The organism is Streptomyces pacificus, from assembly GCF_011766325.1.
GTDB classification, from domain to species: Bacteria; Actinomycetota; Actinomycetes; order Streptomycetales; family Streptomycetaceae; genus Streptomyces; species Streptomyces pacificus.
Genome location: NZ_BLLG01000010.1, coordinates 231,569 through 250,043 on the forward strand (window position 1 = coordinate 231,569; position 18,475 = coordinate 250,043).

Here is an 18,475-nt window from a genome sequence, read left to right on the forward strand (position 1 = left end):
GTGCGGCACCGACAACCGCCCCGGGGCCGGTCACCGCTGCCGCGGCCACTCGGCAGGGCGGCCACGCCACCCGGCCGCGACCGGGTACACGGCCGTGCGGAGAGACAGGGCTCCTGCCCCGCGGTGACACGATCGTGGCACCGTCGTGACGGACCCGCCGGGCCGGCCCGCGCATGATGTCCGCGAGGAGGCTGACATGTCGCTGCACTACCACAGGCGGATCACACTCATCCCGAGGCTGCTGCACCTGAACGTCGGTACACACGGCTGGTCCCTGAGCCTCGGCACTCGCCGGGCCCACATCACCCGGGGCAGCGGCGGCCGCGGCAGGGCATCGGTCCGGCTGCCCGGCGGATTCAGCTGGCACCGCAGTTTCCGGCGGCGCTGACGAGCCCTCACACACGCTGTCGGCGCGCGCCGAAGAACACCGACAGGCATCAGCAAGCACGGCCAAGCCCCGACAAGCACTGACAAGCCCAGACAAGCACCGAGAAGCACCGAGAAGCACCGAGAAGCACCGAGAAGCACCGACAGGCGCTATGGGTTCCGGCAAGCGCCGGCAGGGCTCGGGGTGCGGCCGGGAGCGGCCGGTGCGGTCGGCCCGTACCACATGCGCCGGACCCCGGCCCGCCGCTCCCGGCCGCGCGGGCGAGAGCGATGCCGGGGCCGATGGCCCCGGCCCGCCTCCGCTCAGACTGGTTCGCCGGCCGTCATCTCCGCGAGCCTGTCCACCGTGTTCCAGTTGCGGGTCGTGGCGACGAGGCCCTTCTTCACGCTCGCCCGTGCCAGCGCGTCGGCCAGCCTGGAGCGGCCGATTCCCCCCGGGGTGTACAGGTACAGCGCGCGGTCCCCGAGCCGGAAGTCCTCGGGCAGATGGGCGTCCCGGTCCACACCGGCGAACCGCTCCGGTTCGACGCGCTCCGAGAAATAGGTGACATGCAGTTGCCTGCCCTCGAGCCGTCCGGCCGGGAAGGGGCAGTCGCCGACGACCGAGGCGAGGTACGGCCCGCCGCGCACGAGGCAGTCCACGGTGAAGCCGAAGCGCTCCTCGACGGCGCGTTCGATGCCGCGCGCGAGCCCGTCCTCGTCATCCGTCTCGCTGGTGAACACGGCGTTGCCGCTCTGGAGGTAGGTGCGCACATGGCCATGGCCGAGGTCCGTCACCAGGCTGTGCAGGTCGGCCATCGGAACCTTGCGGTGGCCGCCGACATTGATGCCGCGCAGCAGCGCGGCGTACGCGTGGGTCTTCGCCATTGGTAGTCAGGGATGCGGTGCTCCTTCGAGCCCGCTTCCCCGTTCCCCTTTCCGTCCGTGCGTGCGTGCGGGGCTCGGCTTCTCCGCGGTGACGAGGCTGCGAGGTTCGCTCCACACTGCGGCCCGCGTGCTTGCTGCCTCCGCAGGGGCTCCCGGCATCCCGCGCAGACCGCAGCTTCTCCGCGGCGGACCGGGAGCTGCCACCGGGCTCGGGTGTGCGGCCGGGCGGGCTGCCGCCCCCGAGCCTGGACCAGCTGTCAGGACACACCATGCCGCCCACCATAGGACGGCCGCCGTGCCCCGTGAGGGAGGGCACGACGGCCATCGGATCCCTCCTGCCGGCCGGGCCGGTTACCCGGCGGTCTGCGGCAGTTCGGCCTCGATGAGATCGGCGGCCCGGCGCGTACCGCCCTCCAGGCGCATCGAGCGGCGGATCTCCTCCAGCCGGACGGCCACCTCGGGGTCGGCCGACAGCGTGAGCACGGCATCCCGGAGATGGTCCGCGGTGGCCTCCCCCATCGGCAGATGGCGGGCCACGCCGAGCGAGGCGAGCATGTCGGCGTTGCCGAACTGGTCGACCGCCTGCGGGACCGCGACCATGGGTGTGGCGGTGGCCAGCCCCTCCTGGCTTCCGCCGGCGCCGGCATGTGTGATGAAGGCGTCGGCCTGCCCGAGTACCGCCCGCTGCGGTACCCACTCGTGCACCTCGATGTTCGCGGGCACACGGCCGAGTTCCGCCGGATCCACGAACCTGCCGATCTGCAGCACGACGTGCCAACCTGGCAGTTCGCCGAAGGCCTTCACACACTCGCGGTAGAAGGCGGGCTGCCTGGTGAACGCCGAGCCGAGGGAGACCAGCAGCACCTTGCCCGCGCCTGCGGGCCGTCGCCACTGCCCTTCCTGCGTGCGGTCGCCCTGGCAGGTGCCGACGAAGGAGTGGACGCGCTCGTCGACCCGGTCGGCGTTGGGCTGGAGCGCCCTGGGGATCAGCACCAGGGAGCGGGCCGGGCGGCGGACGAACGGGTCGGGGTGGACACCGATCCCGTTCTCCGACAGCCAGGACTCGAAGCGGGCGTAGTAGGCCCTGCCCCGCTCGGTCGCCCTGATGGCGGCGGTCATCGGCTCGCCGACCTCCTCCTCGTAGCCTTCCCAGGCAACGAGGTTCGGCGAGAGGGAAATCGCCGGCACGCCCCAGCGATGGGCGAGGACGCGCGCGGGGTAGGAGGTGATGTCGTGCAGGACAAGGTCCGGTTCGTCCCCCGCGAACGCCTCGGCGAGCTGCGGCAGCGCCTGGACCGCGTCGTCGAGGAACGGCTCGATGTGGTCGATCGGTTCGGTGCCCCAGGCGTCCGGGGCGTCCGGCAGGGTGGAGTTCCAGGGCACCGGTTCCGCGCCGGTCGCGGCGACCTTCCCGGCGAAGGACGGCGGGATCGCGTAACTGACGCGGTGCCCGCGGGCCACGAGTTCCCGGATCACTTCGATGCTCGGGTTCACATGCCCGTGGGCGGCGATGGAGAACATGGCGATATGGGCCCGCTGTGGTTCGGTCATCCCATGAGACTAAACGAAACGATACGTCTCGTTCTACAGGATAACCGGACCGTTGCCTGATGCGGCATCGGCCACCCCGACGGCGGGCGGGGACCGGATCGCCGTCCTCGGCCGGCCCCCTCGCCGACCCGCCGGCTCTCCCTCCCCCTCCCCCCTCCTCCCTCCTCCCCCTCCCCCCTCCTCCCCCTCCTTCCTCCCCTCCCCCGTCTTCCTCCCCACCTTCCCGGAGCCGGTCCAGCTGCGGATGCGACAATCCGCGCCATGGACGAGACGCACGCCCGGGAGGTGCTCGCGGCGGCCGGACTGCCGCGGAACGGCGAGCTGCTGGCGCTCGGCGAGAACGCGGTGTTCGCGATCGGCGACATCGTGGTGAGGATCGGACGGGGCGCCGATCTGCTGGAGCGCGCACGGCGGGAGCTGGTGGTGTCCGAGTGGCTGGAAGCCGCCGGCGTCCCGGCGGTACGGGCCGCTGAGCCTCGGGCTCGGCTGGTCGAGGGTCATCCGGTGACGGTGTGGCACCGGCTGCCGAAGGCCGTGCGCCCCGCGGAGGCACGGGATCTGGCCCCGCTGCTGCGGCTGGTGCACAGGCTGCCGGCGGCGCCGTTCGCGCTGCCGGGGCGGGAACTGCTCGGGGGTGTGGAACGCTGGCTGCGGCTGGCGGGCGAATCGATCGACCCTGGGGACGCGGCCTATCTGCGGGAGCGCCGGGACGGCTTCACCACAGCGGTCGCCGGGCTGGCACCGCAGCTGCCGCGCGGGCCGATCCACGGCGACGCGCTCCCGCGCAACGTTCTCGTCGGACCCGGTGGCCCGGTACTGGTCGACCTGGAGACCTTCTCCTGCGATCTGCGCGAGCACGACCTGGTCGTCCTGGCCCTCTCCCGCGACCGCTACGGGCTCGCCCCGGCGGCGTACGACGCGTTCACCCGCGCCTACGGGTGGGACGTGCGCGAGTGGGACGGCTGCGCGGTGCTGCGTGGCGCCCGGGAGACGGCGAGCTGCGCCTGGGTGGCTCAGCACGCGCCCGCGAACCCCCGCGCCCTGGCCGAGTTCCGCCGCCGCGTCGCGTCCCTGCGCGCGGGCGACACCGGGGCCCGCTGGCACCCGTTCTGAAGAGCCCCGCCCCGGAGCCGATCGGCCGCGCCCCCGGGCACCCCCGCTGGAGTACTGGCGCGGGCCCCGGGGCAGCGTTCCGCACCGGCTTCCGCCCGCCATCGCGGTCCGCCTGATCGGCCGTGGGGCCGCGGCAGCGCCGTTGCCTCCCTCCGGCGGTCCGGAACGCCGGGCGGCGCACCCCGGCAAGTGCCCCGGATCGCCGACAGGACGACCGCGCGGCGGGATCAGCCGGGTACCGAGGCCGGGGCGCGCAGGGGCCAGCCGCCGTCGACGACCGCGTCCTTCTCGCCCTTGCGGCGGAGGAAGGACTGGAAGTCCGCGGCCCATTCCGCGTACCAGCGGATCTGGCGGGCATGGAGGTCGGACGGGCTCAGCGCGGCGACCGACGGGTGCCGGTCGGCTATCGCGCGGGCGACCAGGACGGCCGCCAGGGCGTCCGCCGATGCCTCGTGCGCGTCGTCGAGAACGACTCCGTACTCCGCGCAGACCGCCTCCAGCGTGCGCTTCCCGCGCCGGTAACGGTCGACCGCCCGGTCGATGGTGTAGGGGTCGGCGACCGGGGCGGGGTCCCGGAGCGGCGGCAGTCCGTGCCGTCGCAGCTCGGCGGCGAGCAGGGTCAGGTCGAACGCCGCGTTGTACGCCACGACCGGTATCCCCCGCGCCCAGTGCGCGGCCAGCTCCACCGCCGCCTCAGCGGCCACCTCCCCCGCGGGGCGGCCCTCCGCCGCAGCCCGTTCGCTGCTGATCCCGTGGATCGCCGTCGCCTGGGCCGGGATGCGGACGCCGGGGTCCGCCAGCCAGGTACGCCGCTGCACGGTACCGTCGCCGTCGACCGTGACGACCGCCGCCGTCACGATCCGTGCCGAGAGCGGGTCCGTGCCCGTCGTCTCCAGGTCGAAGCCCACCAGCGGCTCGTGGTGCCAGGTCATCCATCCCCCCTTGTCGGTCCTGCTGACGAAGAACTCTCGCATGCGGCACTGACACTTCCACCACGGGCCGTCCGCTCCGCGCACCCCCCGGGCGTCCTGCCCGGCCCGGCGGGCGCACCCGGCCGGGTCGGGGGCGCGCCCGGTCCAGGGCCGGTTCAGGCCCCCGTCTGCCCCGGCCCCGGTCTGCCCCGGCCCCGGTCTGCCCAGGGCCACGGGCGGCTCACATCACCGGCCCGCCCGATCCCGACCAGCGGCCGGCCCCGGGGCCGGCCGGTCGACGGCACCCGGCGGTTCACGACACCGGCGGGCCACGGCACCAGGCGGTTCACGACACCGGGCGGGAGTCGCCCCATACCGACTCGAACTCCTCGCGGTAGGTCTGGAACAGCCCGTGCTCGGCGTCCTCGCCCGCTCTCACCACCGTCCGGCCGCCGCCGCGCAGGACCAGCACCGGCGCCTCCATGCCGCGCGCCCGGCGGAGGTAGGACTGGACGACGGCGAGCCCGTCCGACCCGTCGCCGTCGACGAGATAGGCGGTGAAGCGCGGCGTCTCGTCGAAGACGTGGATCTCGAACGCGCCCTGGTCTCGGAGCCGTGACCGAACCCGCCGCATGTGCAGGATGTTCATCTCCACCGCGCGGCTCAGCTCCCCCTTCCGCAGACCGAGTTCACGCTCGCGACGCTTGACCGCGCTGCTGGCCGGGTTGAGGAAGAGCAGCCGGACCCGGCAGCCGGACTCCGCCAGCCGCACCAGCCGCCTTCCGGAGAAGTTCTGCACCAGGAGATTGAGGCCTATGCCGACGGCGTCGATGCGCCGGGCGCCCCCGAACAGGTCCTCCGCAGGAAGCTGCCGCTGCAGCCGCACCCGGTCGGGGTGGATCGAGACCACGTCCGCGTAGCGGTCTCCCACGAGGTCCTCGACCGCGTCCACCGGGAGCCGGTCGGCGGACGGAACGCCGGCGCCGCTGCCGAGGATCTCCAGCAGCCGCACCGAGGCCCGTTCCGCCTGGGCCAGCACCGTCTCGTTGAGTGCCCGGTTGCGGGAGACGACGTTGCGCGCGACCTCCAGTTCGTCCAGCGTCAGCTCCACGTCGCGCCGGTCGTCGAAGTACGGTTCGAAGCACGGCCAGTGCTGGACCATCAACTCCCTCAGCTGGGGCAGGGTGAGGAAGCTGAGGACGTTGTCGTCGGCGGGGTCCAGGAGGTAGCCCTTGCGGCGGCTGACCTCCCGCACCGCGACGGCCCGCTGCACCCACTCCTGACCGGCCGGGCCGGCCGCGGCGACGACCCACTCCTCGCCGTGCACGGGTTCGTAGACGGGTCTCAGCACCGCGGCCACGACGGCACGCAAACGCTGTTCGACCAGATTCAGCCAGACGTACGCGCGCCCCGCCCGCTGGGCGCGGGTGCGCACCTCGCTCCAGGCGTCCGCGCTCCAGGCCAGTTCGGGCCCGATCTCGGACCCCGTGTCCACCGGCCGGGCGAGGGAAACCGCGCCCGGCTGCGCATCGGAGGAGTCCCCTTCGTGACCTGTGTCACCTGGGGGTAGCTCAAGTCCTCCGGAGCTCACCCGTGCACCGCCTTCTGCTCCCGCACACCGTCTTCAACGATCAAGGAAGGGTACTCCGGGAGCGGGACACGGTGCAGCAGGATCCACCGGCTCCTCGTCCAACTCCCGCACATCGGAGCACCGTTCCGGTCGGCGGGAGCCGCCCGGACGAGCGGCTTCATCGCCGCGACGCCCCTGGCTGGGAGCGGAAGGCCCTGCCCATGGACGGCCGGCGGATGCCGTCCGCCGGCCCTCTTCCCGTGCGACGCGGTGGAAGCGGACGGGGGCCCGCCCGTCCGGGTAAACAAGCGGCTCGTCGTTGACGGGCGCGCCGCGGGGGTCGGAGACATGCGGTCCCCGGCCGGGGTGCCGCGTCATGGCGAACAGCTCGCAGGCGCGGTTCCCGGCCTTCCCCGACCTCCCGGCCTTCCCCGGCCTCCCGATGGTGCGATCGGCGGCGGCACCGGCGCGGCCCGGTCCCCACCTCGGCCCCGTAACGGCACGGCCGCGTGACGCGAGGGCACGGAAGGCTCCCGCCGGGCCGGGCTTCCGCCGCATCGTGGCCCCGCAGAGGCGGGCAGCCCGCGCCGGATCGGTCACGGGACGGTCCGGCCGCCGCCGGACCGTCCCGGTCACCGCAATGGCGGCACCCCCCGGCGGCCTCCCCGCGGGCGGCGCATGCGCGCCCGAAGCACCCACGCCCCTTCCGTCCCGGTTGGATCCGCTTTCGACGCCCCGCGGAACCCTCACCGTCCTTTTACGGGCCCTTGCCGCTCCATGCCGGCCCGCGCCCCCGCCACCCCCGCCACCCGCCCCTTACCGCCTTGCACCGTCCGCTACCGGCCCGCGCCTCCCCCCTTACCGGCCGCGGTCACCCGGTAGGACGGCGGTGAGTCCTAGGAGGTTGCGCGACTTTCGGGGAGGATCTGGCCGAAGAGGTCCCCCGAACCCGGATCAGAAGTGGAAGAGTCTTATCTATGCAGGTCTGGCCGGGACAGGCGTATCCACTCGGTGCCACATACGACGGCGCCGGCACCAACTTCGCGGTCTACTCAGAGGCCGCCCACCGAATCGAGCTGTGTCTGCTCCACGACGACGGCTCCGAGACCGCGGTCGAGCTCCGCGAGACCGACGCGTTCGTGCGCCACGCCTACCTGCCGGGCGTGATGCCCGGACAGCGGTACGGCTTCCGGGTGCACGGCCCGTACGAGCCCGAGCACGGGCAGCGGTGCAACTCCGCGAAACTGCTCCTCGACCCGTACGCACGGGCGATGAGCGGACGTATCGACTGGGGGGAGGCGGTCTACGGCTACCACTTCGGCAGACCGGACTCGCGCAACGACCTGGACTCCGCGCCGCACACGATGGCCTCGGTCGTCGTCAACCCGTACTTCGACTGGGGTGATGACCGCCCGCCGCGCACCGACTACCACCGCACGGTCATCTACGAGGCCCATGTCAAGGGCCTGACGATGCTCCACCCCGCGCTGCCGGAGGAACTGCGCGGGACCTACGCGGGGCTCGCCCACCCCGAGGTGATCTCGCACCTTTCGGAACTGGGCGTCACAGCGCTGGAGTTGATGCCGGTGCACCAGTTCGTCAGCGACCACCGGCTGGTCGACGCGGGCCTGGACAACTACTGGGGCTACAACACCATCGGGTTCTTCGCCCCGCACAACAGCTACGCCTCCTGGGGCGACCGGGGCCAGCAGGTCCTGGAGTTCAAGTCCGCCGTGCGGGCGCTGCACGAGGCGGGCATCGAGGTCATCCTCGACGTCGTCTACAACCACACCGCCGAGGGGAACCATCTCGGCCCGACGCTCTCGTTCCGCGGTATCGACAACGCGTCGTACTACCGGCTCACCGAGGACCGCCGGTATTACATGGACACGACCGGCACCGGCAACTCGATGCTGATGCGCTCACCCCACGTGCTCCAGCTGATCATGGACTCGCTGCGGTACTGGGTGACCGAGATGCACGTCGACGGCTTCCGCTTCGACCTCGCGGCGACGCTCGCACGGCAGTTCCACGAGGTGGACCGGCTGTCGTCGTTCTTCGACCTGGTCCAGCAGGACCCCGTGGTCAGCCAGGTCAAGCTGATCGCCGAGCCGTGGGACGTCGGCGAGGGCGGCTACCAGGTCGGCAAGTTCCCACCGCTGTGGACCGAGTGGAACGGCAAGTACCGGGACACCGTTCGGGATCTGTGGCGCGGGGAGCCGCGCACCCTCGCCGAGTTCGCGTCCCGGCTCACCGGCTCCTCCGACCTGTACCAGGACGACGGCCGGCGCCCTCTCGCCTCCGTCAACTTCGTCACCTGCCACGACGGTTTCACCCTGCACGACCTGGTCTCGTACAACGAGAAGCACAACGAGGCCAACGGAGAGGGCAACCGGGACGGGGAGAGCCACAACCGCTCCTGGAACTGCGGCGCGGAAGGCGAGGCGGAGGACGGTGGGGTCCGGGAGCTGCGCAACCGCCAGATGCGCAACTTCATCGCGACGCTGATGCTGTCCCAGGGCGTGCCGATGCTCAGCCACGGCGACGAGTTCGCCCGCACCCAGCGGGGCAACAACAACGCGTACTGCCAGGACAACGAGCTGACGTGGGTGCGCTGGCCGGAGTCGACGGCCGACCAGGACGGCACACTGCTCGCGTTCACCCGGGCGATGGTGCGGCTGCGCCGTGACCACCAGGTGTTCCGGCGGCGGCGCTTCTTCCACGGCAGGCCGGTGGAGGGCACGCACGACGAACTCTCCGACATCGCCTGGTTCACACCGGAGGGCGGGGAGATGACGTCCCGGGACTGGCAGGCCGCCCATGCCAGAACCCTGACCGTCTTCCTCAACGGCCACGCCATCTCCGAGCCGGGGCCGCGCGGCGAGCGGATCTCCGACGACTCGTTCCTGCTGATGTTCAACGCGAGCGACGAGGACCTGGACTTCGCCGTTCCGGTCGACCACGGACTGCAGTGGCAGGTCGTGGTCGACACCGCCCGGCCCGAGGGCGTCCCCCCGGGGCAGGGGCCGAAGGTGGACGCGGGCGAGCGGATCAGGATGGTCAGCCGCAGCCTGACGGTGCTGCGCCGGCCCGCGTAGGGCACGGGTCCGGCGCATGCACCGGCCGCCCGCGGGCCGCGGTGCGCGGCGGGCGGCAGGCAGCAGGCGGCGGGCGGCAGGCGGCCGTCTGCGGACCTCGTGATGCGCCGCTACCCGGGAGTCCCGGATCGTCCCGAGCGGACGGCCCCACGGAGCACGTCCCGCCCCGGCCCCTCCCCCGGCCCGGACCGCCTTCGCCGTATCAGGTGAACGTTCGGCCGGTGGCCGCCGCCGGTACGGCGGCCGATGAAGCAGAGGGCGCCGATCCGGGTACGTACGTTCGCATGACGCCCACCGCCACATACCGGCTCCAGCTGCAACCGGACTTCCCCTTCCGGGCCGCCGAGGAGGCGGTCCCCTACCTCGCCGGCCTCGGTGTCTCCCATCTGCACCTCTCCCCCGTCCTGGAGGCGGTGCCCGGCTCCGCGCACGGGTACGACGTCGTCGACCACGACCGGGTGCGGGAGGAGCTCGGCGGCGAGGAGGGACTCCGGGCGCTGGCCCGTACCGCGCACGGGCACGGCCTCGGTCTGGTGCTCGACATCGTGCCCAACCACATGGCCGCGGCCCCCCGGTACAACCGGGCCCTCCGGGAGGTGCTGCGGGAGGGGCCCGGGTCGCCGTTCGCCCGCTGGTTCGACATCGACTGGGACGCGGGCGGCGGCAAGGTGCTGATGCCCGTGCTCGGCGACCGGCTGGGCGAGGAGCTCGGCGTGCTGCGGGTGGCGGGGCGGACGCTCCGCTACGGCGACCATGTGTTCCCGCTGCGGGAGGGGACGGAGGAGCTGCCGCTGCCCGAGCTGCTGGACGCCCAGTGGTACCGGCTCGGCTGGTGGCGGCTGGCCCGTACCGAGCTGAACTACCGCCGGTTCTTCACCATCTCCGATCTGATCGGCCTCCGGGTGGAGGACCCGGAGGTCTTCAGCGCCACCCATGCCAAGATCCTGGAGCTGGTACGGGACGGAGTCGTCGAGGGCCTGCGGATCGACCACCCGGACGGACTGGCCGACCCGGAGGGCTATCTGCTGCGGCTGAACGAGGCGACCGGCGGCTGCTGGACCGTCGTGGAGAAGATCCTCACCGGCGACGAGCGGCTGCCGGCCTCCTGGCCGGTGGCCGGCACCACCGGCTACGACGCGCTGTACCGGATCGACGGGCTGTTCACCGACCCGGACGGGGCCGGTGAGCTGCTGCGGCAGTACCGGGGCCACGCCGCCCCCGCGGGGGACCGCGGCGGCTCCTGGGGGGCGACGGTACGGCGCGCCGCCCGCACGGTGGTGACGCAGGAGCTGGCGGCCGAGACCGAGGCCCTGGCTCGGCTGGCCGGACGGGTCTGCGCCGGTGACCCGGCGCTGCGCGACCACGCTCCCTGGGCGCTGCGCACCGCGATCCGCGAACTGCTGGTGCGGGTGCCCGTCTACCGGCCCTACCGCACGGGCGGTGAGTCGGTGGTGACCGCGGACGCGGCGCTGCGGGCGAGGGCGGCGTTCGCGGTGGCCCGCGAGGGCGACGCGGTCGACGTGGTCCGGGACCTGGCGCTCGGCCGGCTCGGGGACGGCCCGGAGCAGCGGGCGTTCCGGGCGCGGTTCGCGCAGACGTCGTCGGCGCTGCGGGCGAAGTCGGTGGAGGACACGGCCTTCTACCGCTATGTGCCGCTGCTGTCGGCCAACGAGGTGGGCGGCGAACCGGGCCGGCCCGCGGTGGCCCCGGAGGAGTTCCACGCCTACTGCGGCAGGATCGCCCGGGACTGGCCGGCCACGGGCACGGTGCTCTCCACGCACGACACCAAGCGCAGCGCGGACGTCCGGGCGCGGATCGCGGTGCTGTCCCAGTGCCCGGAGCGGTGGGAGCGGCTGCTGACGCGTCTGGACGGGGCCCCGGCGCAGGACCGCCACTTCGCCTGGACGGCATGGCAGACGGCGACGGGTTTCGGCGTGCCCGATCCGCGGCGGCTGGGTCCTGCGCTGCTGAAGTCGGCGCGGGAGGCGGGGCTGAACACCGGCTGGACCGAGCCGGACGAGGGGTACGAGCGGGCCGTGCGGGAGTTCGTGGAGGCGGGGCCCGCCGGGGACGCCGTGCACCGGGTGGCCCTGTTCACCCGGGAGCTCGCCCCCTATGCGCGGGCCAACTCGCTCGGCGCCGCGCTCGTCCATCTGACGATGCCCGGGGTGCCCGACCTGTACCAGGGTACGGAGGGCGAGTACCTCGCGCTGGTCGACCCGGACAACCGGCGGCCGTTCCGGGAGCGGGGCGAGGACCGGAAGACGGTGCTCACGAGGGCGGCACTGGGCCTGCGCCGACGGCGCCCGGAGGTCTTCGGCGAGGCGGGTGCCTACGCTCCACTGGCGGCGGAGGGGCCCGCGGCCGGGCACTGCCTGGCGTTCGCCCGCTCGGGCGAGGTGATCACGGCGGTGACCCGGCTGGCACTGCGGCTGGAGGAGTCGGGCGGCTGGCGGGACACCTCACTGCCGCTCCCGGCCGGGCGGTGGACGGATCTGCTCGCTCCGGGCCGTGCGTTCGCGGGCGGCGGGCCCGTGCCCCTGGTGGAGCTGTTCGCCGCGGGCCCGGTGGCGCTGCTGGAGCGCGCGGACGGCGGCTGACGACGAGCGTGAGCAGGATGAGCGGTGCCGCGAGGGGTGCGCCGAGGCGATGAAGAGCGGCGTGGGTCAGGCGTCCGCGCCGTCGTCGGCGACCGGAACGGACAGCGCCCGGTCGGCCGGGCGGCGGCCCGCCGGCTGCTGCGGCTCGGGCAGCGCCGGCAGCGGTGGGACGGGGAGTTCCGCGGGCGGCCCGGCGGAGAGCCCCACCGGCTCGCCGTGGTGCAGGATCTGCAGCGGCTCGCCCTCCTCCAGGGTGTAGCGGACGGTGTGCGGGCGGATGTCCACCCGCAGCCGGCGCCCTCGTACCAGCACGGTGAACCGCAGGCCGGACAGCGCCTCGGGCAGCCTGGGGGCGAAGCCCAGCCGGCGCACCCCGTCCTCGTCCTCGTGCTGGCGCATACCGCCGAGCCCGGCGACCAGGGCCATCCAGGTGCCGGCGAGGGAGGCGATGTGCAGGCCGTCGCGGGTGTTGTGCTCCAGGTTCGCCAGGTCCATCAGCGCCGCCTCGCCCAGATAGGCGTAGGCGAGCCGCATATGCCCGGTCTCCGCGGCCATGACGGCCTGGCAGCACGCCGACAGTGACGAGTCGCGCACCGTCAGCGCCTCGTAGTAGGCGAAGTTGCGGGCCTTCTCCTCCGCCGTGAAGTCGTCCGGGCAGGTCACCATGGCGAGGACCAGGTCGGCCTGTTTGACGACCTGCTTGCGGTAGAGGTCGAAGTAGGGGAAGTGCAGCAGCAGCGGGTACCGGTCGGCCGGGGTGCTCGCGAAGTCCCAGTGCTGGAAGGTGGTGAACCCGGCCGACTGCTCGTGCACGCCGAGGTCCTCGTTGTACGGCACGGCCGTCCGGGCGGCGGCGTCCCGCCACGCCGCGGCCTCCTCCTCCCCGACGCCGAGTTCCTCGGCCCGGTCGGGATGCCGGGCCACCGCCTCCGCCGCGGCCATCAGGTTCCACCGCGCCATCAGGTTGGTGTAGAGGTTGTCGCGGGCGATGGCGCTGTACTCGTCGGGGCCGGTCACCCCGTCGATATGGAAGACGCCCTGCGGGTCGTGGTGGCCGAGCGAACGCCACAGCCGTGCCGTGTGCACCAGCAGTTCCAGTCCCGGCCCTCGCTCGAACTCCTCGTCCCCGGTGGCCGCCACATAGCGCGCCACGGCCCGCGCGATGTCCGCGTTGACGTGGAAGGCGGCCGTCCCGGCGGGCCAGTAGGCGGAGCACTCGGCTCCGCTGATGGTCCGCCAGGGGAAGGCCGCTCCGGCCAGCCCCAGCGTGTGGGCCCGGTCGCGTGCCGCGGGCAGGGTCGCGTGCCGCCAGCGCAGCACCGGGGCGACGGCCCGGGGGGCGGTGAAGGTCAGCATCGGCAGCACGAACGACTCCACGTCCCAGAACGAGTGCCCGTCGTAGCCGGTGCCGGTCAGCCCCTTGGCGGGAATGGCCCGCTCCTCGCTGCGGGCGGCCGCCTGGAGCACATGGAAGAGGGAGAAGCGCACCGCCTGCTGGATCTGCGCGTCGCCTTCCACCTCGACGTCGGCACAGGACCAGAAGTGGTCGAGGAACGTCTTCTGTTCGGCGAGCAGCCCCTTCCATCCCGTGCTGCGGGCGGCGGCGATCGCAGCGTCGGCCTGGTCGTGCATGGCCGGCAGCGACCTCTCGGCCGACCACCCGTACCCGACGAACTTCACCAGTCTCAGCCGTTCGCCCCGCTTCAGCGTCGCGGTGACGGTGAGCCGGCTGACGTCCGGTTCGCTCTCCGCGGACCAGTCCGTCCCCTCCGGGCCCTCGACGACGTGGTCGGCCGCGGCCGCCACCCGCTGGCCGCTGCGCCGGGTGCGGTGCACCAGCCGCAGCCCGGTGCCCCGGGCGGAGTGCTCCTCCGGCTCCAGCGGCGTGTCGACGGCAGCGGCGACCCGCGGGTCGCCGGGTTCGTGCGGCATCTGCTCGTTGGCGACCAGCTCGGACTGGACGGCCACATGGGCGGGCCCGTCCAGCGGCTCGACCTCGTAGGCGATCGCGGCGATGGCGCGCTGGGTGAGCGACACGAGCCGTTCGGAGGTGATGCGGACGGTGCGGCCGCCCGGGGAGGTCCACTCCGCCGTGCGGTGCAGCACACCGGTACGGAAGTCCAGTACCCGCTCGTGGCAGCCGAGTTCGCCGTAGCGCAGGTCGAAGGGGTGGTCGTCCACCAGCAGCCGGATGATCTTGCCGTCGGTGACGTTGATCATCGTCTCGCCGGACTCCGGGTAGCCGTATCCGGCTTCGGCGTACGGCAGCGGATGGAGTTCGTGGACGCCGTTGAGGTAGGAGCCGGGCAGCCCGTGCGGCTCGCCCTCGTCGAGGTTGCCGCGCCAGCCGATGTGCCCGTTGGCGAGGGCGAAGACCGACTCGCTCTGGGCGAGGACATCGAGGTCGAGCCCGGTCTCGCGCAGGCGCCACGGTTCGACCGTATAGGCGGATTGGCTGATCATCGCGACTCCATCAGTTCGGCCAGGTCGTCCACCACCACGTCCGCCCCGTGCCGCCGCAGTTCCCCCGCCTGCCCGGTGCGGTCGACGCCCACGACCAGGCCGAAGTTCCCGGCGCGGCCCGCCTCCACCCCGGCGAGCGCGTCCTCGAACACGGCCGCCTCCCCGGGCGGGACGCCGAGGGCGCGGGCCGCGGCCAGATAGGTGTCGGGCGCGGGCTTGCCGTGGAGCCGCTGCTCCCGGGCGACGACCCCGTCGACCCGTTCGTCGAACAGGTCCTCGATACCGGCGGCGGCGAGCACGTCCCGGCAGTTGGCGCTGGAGGAGACGACGGCGGTGCGCAGCCCCGCCTCGCGGACGGCGTGCACATAGGCGACGGAGCCCTCGTACGCCTCCACGCCGTCCTCCCTGATCCGGCGCAGCACCAGGGCGTTCTTGCGGCCGCCCAGGCCGCCCACCGTCTCCCGCTCCGGCGGGTCGCCGGGCGCCCCGTCGGGCAGTTCGACACCGCGGGAGGCGAGGAAGGTGCGGACGCCGTCCTCGCGCGGCCGGCCGTCGACGTACTCGTCGTAGTCGCGGACGGCGTCGAACGGCACGAACTCGGTGCCTTCGCGGTCGGCGCGCCCGCGCAGGAAGTCGTCGAACATCTCCTTCCAGGCCGCGGCGTGGACCTCCGCCGTACGGGTGAGGACGCCGTCGAGGTCGAACAGACAGGTGCGCACATGATCGGGTAGCCCCAGCATGCGGTCGAGGCTAGGAGGCGCCGGGGGCCGCGGAGGCGGGCGCGTACGCCCGCCGCACGCGCGTACCCCGTGGGGATGACGCGCCGGGTGCCATCCGGAGCAGCCCGCGGGCCGGGGTACCTGCCCGGCACCCGCGGAGCGGGCCGGGACCCTGGCGCCCGGCTCCCGCGGGACCGGGCCGGGCCCCCCGGGATCACCCCCCGCCCCGGGGCCGGCACCCGCGGGACCCCCGGCCTCCCGGGAAGATCCGGGCACGGTCGGGCGGCCGCGTCCCCCGGGAGCGGACACGGGCCGCGGTCCTGCGGCCTCCGGCCACCGGCCACCGGCCTCCGTCCACGTCATCCGCCGTCCGGCAGGCTCCAGCGGTACGGGGCGACTAGGCGGCCGATGCTCTGCGGCCCCCAGGAGCCGGGCGCGTAGGGCTCCACCGGCGGCGGGTTCTCCAGCAGCGGGGTGGACACCTCCCAGAGCCGTTCGATGCCGTCGGAGCGGGTGAACAGGGACTGGTCGCCGAGCATCGCGTCCAGGATCAGGCGCTCGTACCCCTCCAGCGCGTACATGGTGTTGAAGGACTCGGCGTAGCTGAAGACCATCTCGGCCTCGCTCAGCCGCATCGCGGGCCCGGGCTCCTTGACCAGCAGGCGGGCGGCGATCCTGCCCGGGTCGGCGAAGTCGATCACCAGCTCGTCGGTGCGGTGGCGGTGCGGCGAGGGCAGCGCGAACATCCGCAGGGCGGGCTCCCGGAAGCCGAGCGTCACCACGTGCCGCCCCTCCGCGAGCGACTTGCCGGAGCGCAGATAGAACGGCACGCCCGCCCAGCGCCAGTTGTCGAGTTCGACGCGCAGCGCGACGAAGGTCTCGGTGTCCGAACGGGGGTCGACGCCCGGTTCGCCGCGGTAGCCCTCGTACTGGCCGCGCACCACGTGCGCCGGGTCCAGCGGCCGCACGGACTGGAACACCTTCTCCTTCTCGTCGCGCAGGCGCTTGGCGGCGAGCGCGGTGGGCGGTTCCATCGCCACGAAGGCCAGCAGCTGGAAGAGATGGGTGACGATCATGTCCCGGAAGGTGCCGGTGCCCTCGAAGAACCGGGCGCGGCCCTCGATACCGATCTTCTCCGGCACGTCGATCTGCACATGGCTGATGTGCTCGCGGTTCCACACCGGCTCCAGCAGGCCGTTGGCGAACCTGAGCGCCAGGATGTTGTCGACCGACTCCTTGCCGAGGAAGTGGTCGATGCGGAAGACCCGCGACTCGTCGAAGACGGCGTGGAGGGTCGCGTTGAGGGCCCGCGCGGAGGACAGGTCCGTGCCGAACGGCTTCTCCACGATGACGCGCGCGCCCTCGGCGAGACCCGTCGCGCCGAGCATCTCGATGACGGACGCGAAGGCCTTCGGCGGCACGGCGAGGTGGAACAGCCGGCGCACCCCGCCGCCCACGGCCCGCTCGGCGTCGCGCACCGCCGCCAGCAGGGGCCCGGGGTCCTCGGGGTCGGCGGCGCCGAAGGACAGCGCCTCCTCGAACGTCTGCCATGCCCTGCCCTCGGGCCCGGACCTGCCGAACTCGGCGACCGACTCCCGCGCACGTTCGCGGAACGCGTCGTCGCCGAGCGCCTCACGGGCGGGGGCGGAGCCGACGATCCGGTAGCGGCCGGGCAGCAGCCCGGCCTTGGCGAGGTGGAAGAGCCCCGGCAGCAGTTTGCGCCGGGCGAGGTCTCCGGTGGCGCCGAACAGCACGATGACGTGGTCGTCCGGGACGGCGCCGCGGTGTGCCGGGCGGACTGCGCGGGTCACGGGTCACCCCGCCTTCTCGGCGTGCCCGCCGAACTCGCCGCGCATCGCGGACAGCACCTGGCCGGTGAACCGCCCCAGCTCGCGCGACTGGTAGCGCTCGAAGAGGGCGCTGGTGATGACGGGCGCCGGCACGCTCTCGTCGACCGCCGCCAGGACCGTCCAGCGGCCCTCGCCGGAGTCGGAGACCCGCCCCGTGTAGGCGTCGAGCCCGGGCGAGCGGGCGAGGGCGTCGGCGACGAGGTCGACCAGCCAGGAGCCGACGACCGAGCCGCGCCGCCACACCTCGGCGACCTCGGCCACGTCGATCTCGTACTGGTACGCCTCCGGCTCGCGCAGCGGAGCCGTCTCGGCGTCGACCGTGCGGGAACGCAGCCCGGCGTCGGCGTGCTTGATGATGCCGAGCCCTTCGCCGATGGCCGCCATCATCCCGTACTCGACACCGTTGTGGACCATCTTCACGAAGTGGCCGGCCCCGCTGGGTCCGCAGTGCAGATAGCCCTCGGGCGCTGTCCCGTCGGTGCGGGTCCTGCCGGGGGTGGGGGCCGCGTCGCCGGTGCCCGGGGCGATGCTGCGGAAGATCGGGTCCAGCCGCGCCACGGGCTCGTCCTCGCCGCCGATCATCAGGCAGTAGCCGCGTTCGAGGCCCCACACTCCGCCGGAGGTGCCGCAGTCGACGTAGTGGATGCCGGCGGGGGCGAGCTGCCCGGCGCGGGCGATGTCGTCGCGGTAGTAGGAGTTCCCGCCGTCGACGACGGCGTCGCCGGCCGCGAGCAGGGTGGCCAGCTGGTCCAGGGTCGGCTGGACGACGCCGGCGGGCAGCATCAGCCAGACGTTCCTCGGCTGTTCCAGCCGGTCGGCCAGGTCGTGGAGCGAGGAGGCGGCGGTCGCCCCTTCCTGCTCCATCTCGTCGACGGCGTCGGTGTCCAGGTCGTAGACGACGCAGCGGTGGCCGTCGCGCATCAGCCGGCGCACCAGGTTGGCGCCCATCCGGCCGAGTCCGACCATGCCGAGCTGCATGGGCGTGTCCGTGGTCATGGTCGATCTCCCCGTTCTCGGTGGGTGCGGAGGGTCTGCGGGACTGCCCCGCGGCGGCCCCTCACGGCGCCGCCCCCGGTCCGGCCGCCAGCACTCCCCGGGCCGCCTCCGCAACCCGCTGGGCGGTGAACCCGAACTTTCCGAGCAGCTGCTTCAGCGGCGCGGAAGCACCAAACGTGTGCATACCGACCAGAGCCCCCCGGTCGTCGACATACCGGTCCCAGCGGGACTGCCCCGCGGCGGCCCCTCACGGCGCCGCCCCCGGTCCGGCCGCCAGCACTCCCCGGGCCGCCTCCGCAACCCGCTGGGCGGTGAACCCGAACTTTCCGAGCAGCTGCTTCAGCGGCGCG

At 73.4% G+C, this 18,475-nt stretch carries 12 protein-coding genes and 1 pseudogene; 4 read left to right on the forward strand and 9 right to left on the reverse strand.

Features of this window, described 5'->3' with window-relative positions; all coding sequences use genetic code 11:
• Nucleotides 1-196 precede the first annotated feature (196 nt).
• Nucleotides 197-388 carry a DUF4236 domain-containing protein gene (locus SCWH03_RS18290; protein WP_173265325.1) on the forward strand — a complete coding sequence of 64 codons (192 nt, stop codon included), beginning with the start codon at nucleotides 197-199 and terminating at the stop codon, nucleotides 386-388.
• Nucleotides 389-690: 302 nt separating this feature from the next.
• Here the strand turns inward: SCWH03_RS18290 and SCWH03_RS18295 are convergent, their stop codons facing one another.
• Together SCWH03_RS18295 and mgt are read right to left on the reverse strand one after the other, a co-directional pair.
• Nucleotides 691-1,254, reverse strand: coding sequence for a DUF1697 domain-containing protein (locus SCWH03_RS18295; RefSeq protein ID WP_173265326.1), 564 nt, complete (start codon nucleotides 1,252-1,254; stop codon nucleotides 691-693).
• A gap of 351 nt (nucleotides 1,255-1,605) precedes the next feature.
• The gene (gene mgt / locus SCWH03_RS18300) at nucleotides 1,606-2,805 is read right to left on the reverse strand and encodes a macrolide-inactivating glycosyltransferase (protein ID WP_173265327.1); all 1,200 of its coding nucleotides are present in this window, start codon (nucleotides 2,803-2,805) and stop codon (nucleotides 1,606-1,608) included.
• A gap of 261 nt (nucleotides 2,806-3,066) precedes the next feature.
• Here mgt and SCWH03_RS18305 point away from each other — a divergent pair, with 261 nt between their 5' ends.
• The gene (locus tag SCWH03_RS18305) at nucleotides 3,067-3,918 is read left to right on the forward strand and encodes a phosphotransferase enzyme family protein (RefSeq protein WP_173265328.1); all 852 of its coding nucleotides are present in this window, start codon (nucleotides 3,067-3,069) and stop codon (nucleotides 3,916-3,918) included.
• A gap of 227 nt (nucleotides 3,919-4,145) precedes the next feature.
• Here the strand turns inward: SCWH03_RS18305 and SCWH03_RS18310 are convergent, their stop codons facing one another.
• Both SCWH03_RS18310 and SCWH03_RS18315 read right to left on the reverse strand, forming a co-directional pair.
• Nucleotides 4,146-4,850, reverse strand: a complete 705-nt coding sequence (locus SCWH03_RS18310; protein ID WP_173265329.1) for a 3'-5' exonuclease — start codon at nucleotides 4,848-4,850, stop codon at nucleotides 4,146-4,148.
• 325 nt (nucleotides 4,851-5,175) lie between these two features.
• Nucleotides 5,176-6,420 carry a DUF5919 domain-containing protein gene (locus SCWH03_RS18315; protein ID WP_173265330.1) on the reverse strand — a complete coding sequence of 415 codons (1,245 nt, stop codon included), beginning with the start codon at nucleotides 6,418-6,420 and terminating at the stop codon, nucleotides 5,176-5,178.
• A gap of 956 nt (nucleotides 6,421-7,376) precedes the next feature.
• Here SCWH03_RS18315 and glgX point away from each other — a divergent pair.
• The gene (gene glgX, locus SCWH03_RS18320) at nucleotides 7,377-9,497 is read left to right on the forward strand and encodes a glycogen debranching protein GlgX (RefSeq protein ID WP_173265331.1); all 2,121 of its coding nucleotides are present in this window, start codon (nucleotides 7,377-7,379) and stop codon (nucleotides 9,495-9,497) included.
• Nucleotides 9,498-9,781: 284 nt separating this feature from the next.
• On the forward strand, nucleotides 9,782-12,097 hold the full coding sequence (gene treY / locus SCWH03_RS18325) for a malto-oligosyltrehalose synthase (RefSeq protein WP_173265332.1): 2,316 nt from the start codon (nucleotides 9,782-9,784) through the stop codon (nucleotides 12,095-12,097).
• Between the two features lie 66 nt (nucleotides 12,098-12,163).
• On the opposite strand, the gene SCWH03_RS18330 is transcribed toward treY, so the two are convergent.
• The 5 genes and pseudogenes from SCWH03_RS18330 to SCWH03_RS29925 form a co-directional block, all read right to left on the reverse strand.
• A complete protein-coding gene (locus SCWH03_RS18330) occupies nucleotides 12,164-14,560 on the reverse strand; it encodes a glycoside hydrolase family 65 protein (RefSeq protein ID WP_173265333.1) in 2,397 nt (798 codons plus the stop codon).
• The gene (locus tag SCWH03_RS18335) at nucleotides 14,557-15,300 is read right to left on the reverse strand and encodes an HAD family hydrolase (protein ID WP_173265334.1); all 744 of its coding nucleotides are present in this window, start codon (nucleotides 15,298-15,300) and stop codon (nucleotides 14,557-14,559) included. The genes SCWH03_RS18330 and SCWH03_RS18335 overlap by 4 nt, the downstream gene beginning before the upstream one ends.
• Before the next feature lie 338 nt (nucleotides 15,301-15,638).
• Entirely contained in the window at nucleotides 15,639-17,090 is a 1,452-nt protein-coding gene (zwf, locus tag SCWH03_RS18340; RefSeq protein ID WP_173265335.1) for a glucose-6-phosphate dehydrogenase, read from the reverse strand.
• A 3-nt stretch (nucleotides 17,091-17,093) separates the two neighbouring features.
• Nucleotides 17,094-18,125 carry a phosphogluconate dehydrogenase (NAD(+)-dependent, decarboxylating) gene (gene gnd / locus SCWH03_RS18345; protein WP_173265336.1) on the reverse strand — a complete coding sequence of 344 codons (1,032 nt, stop codon included), beginning with the start codon at nucleotides 18,123-18,125 and terminating at the stop codon, nucleotides 17,094-17,096.
• A gap of 61 nt (nucleotides 18,126-18,186) precedes the next feature.
• Nucleotides 18,187-18,348 (reverse strand): annotated as a pseudogene (locus SCWH03_RS29925) (transketolase-like TK C-terminal-containing protein); the annotation flags it as partial.
• Between the last annotated feature and the right edge of the window lie 127 nt (nucleotides 18,349-18,475).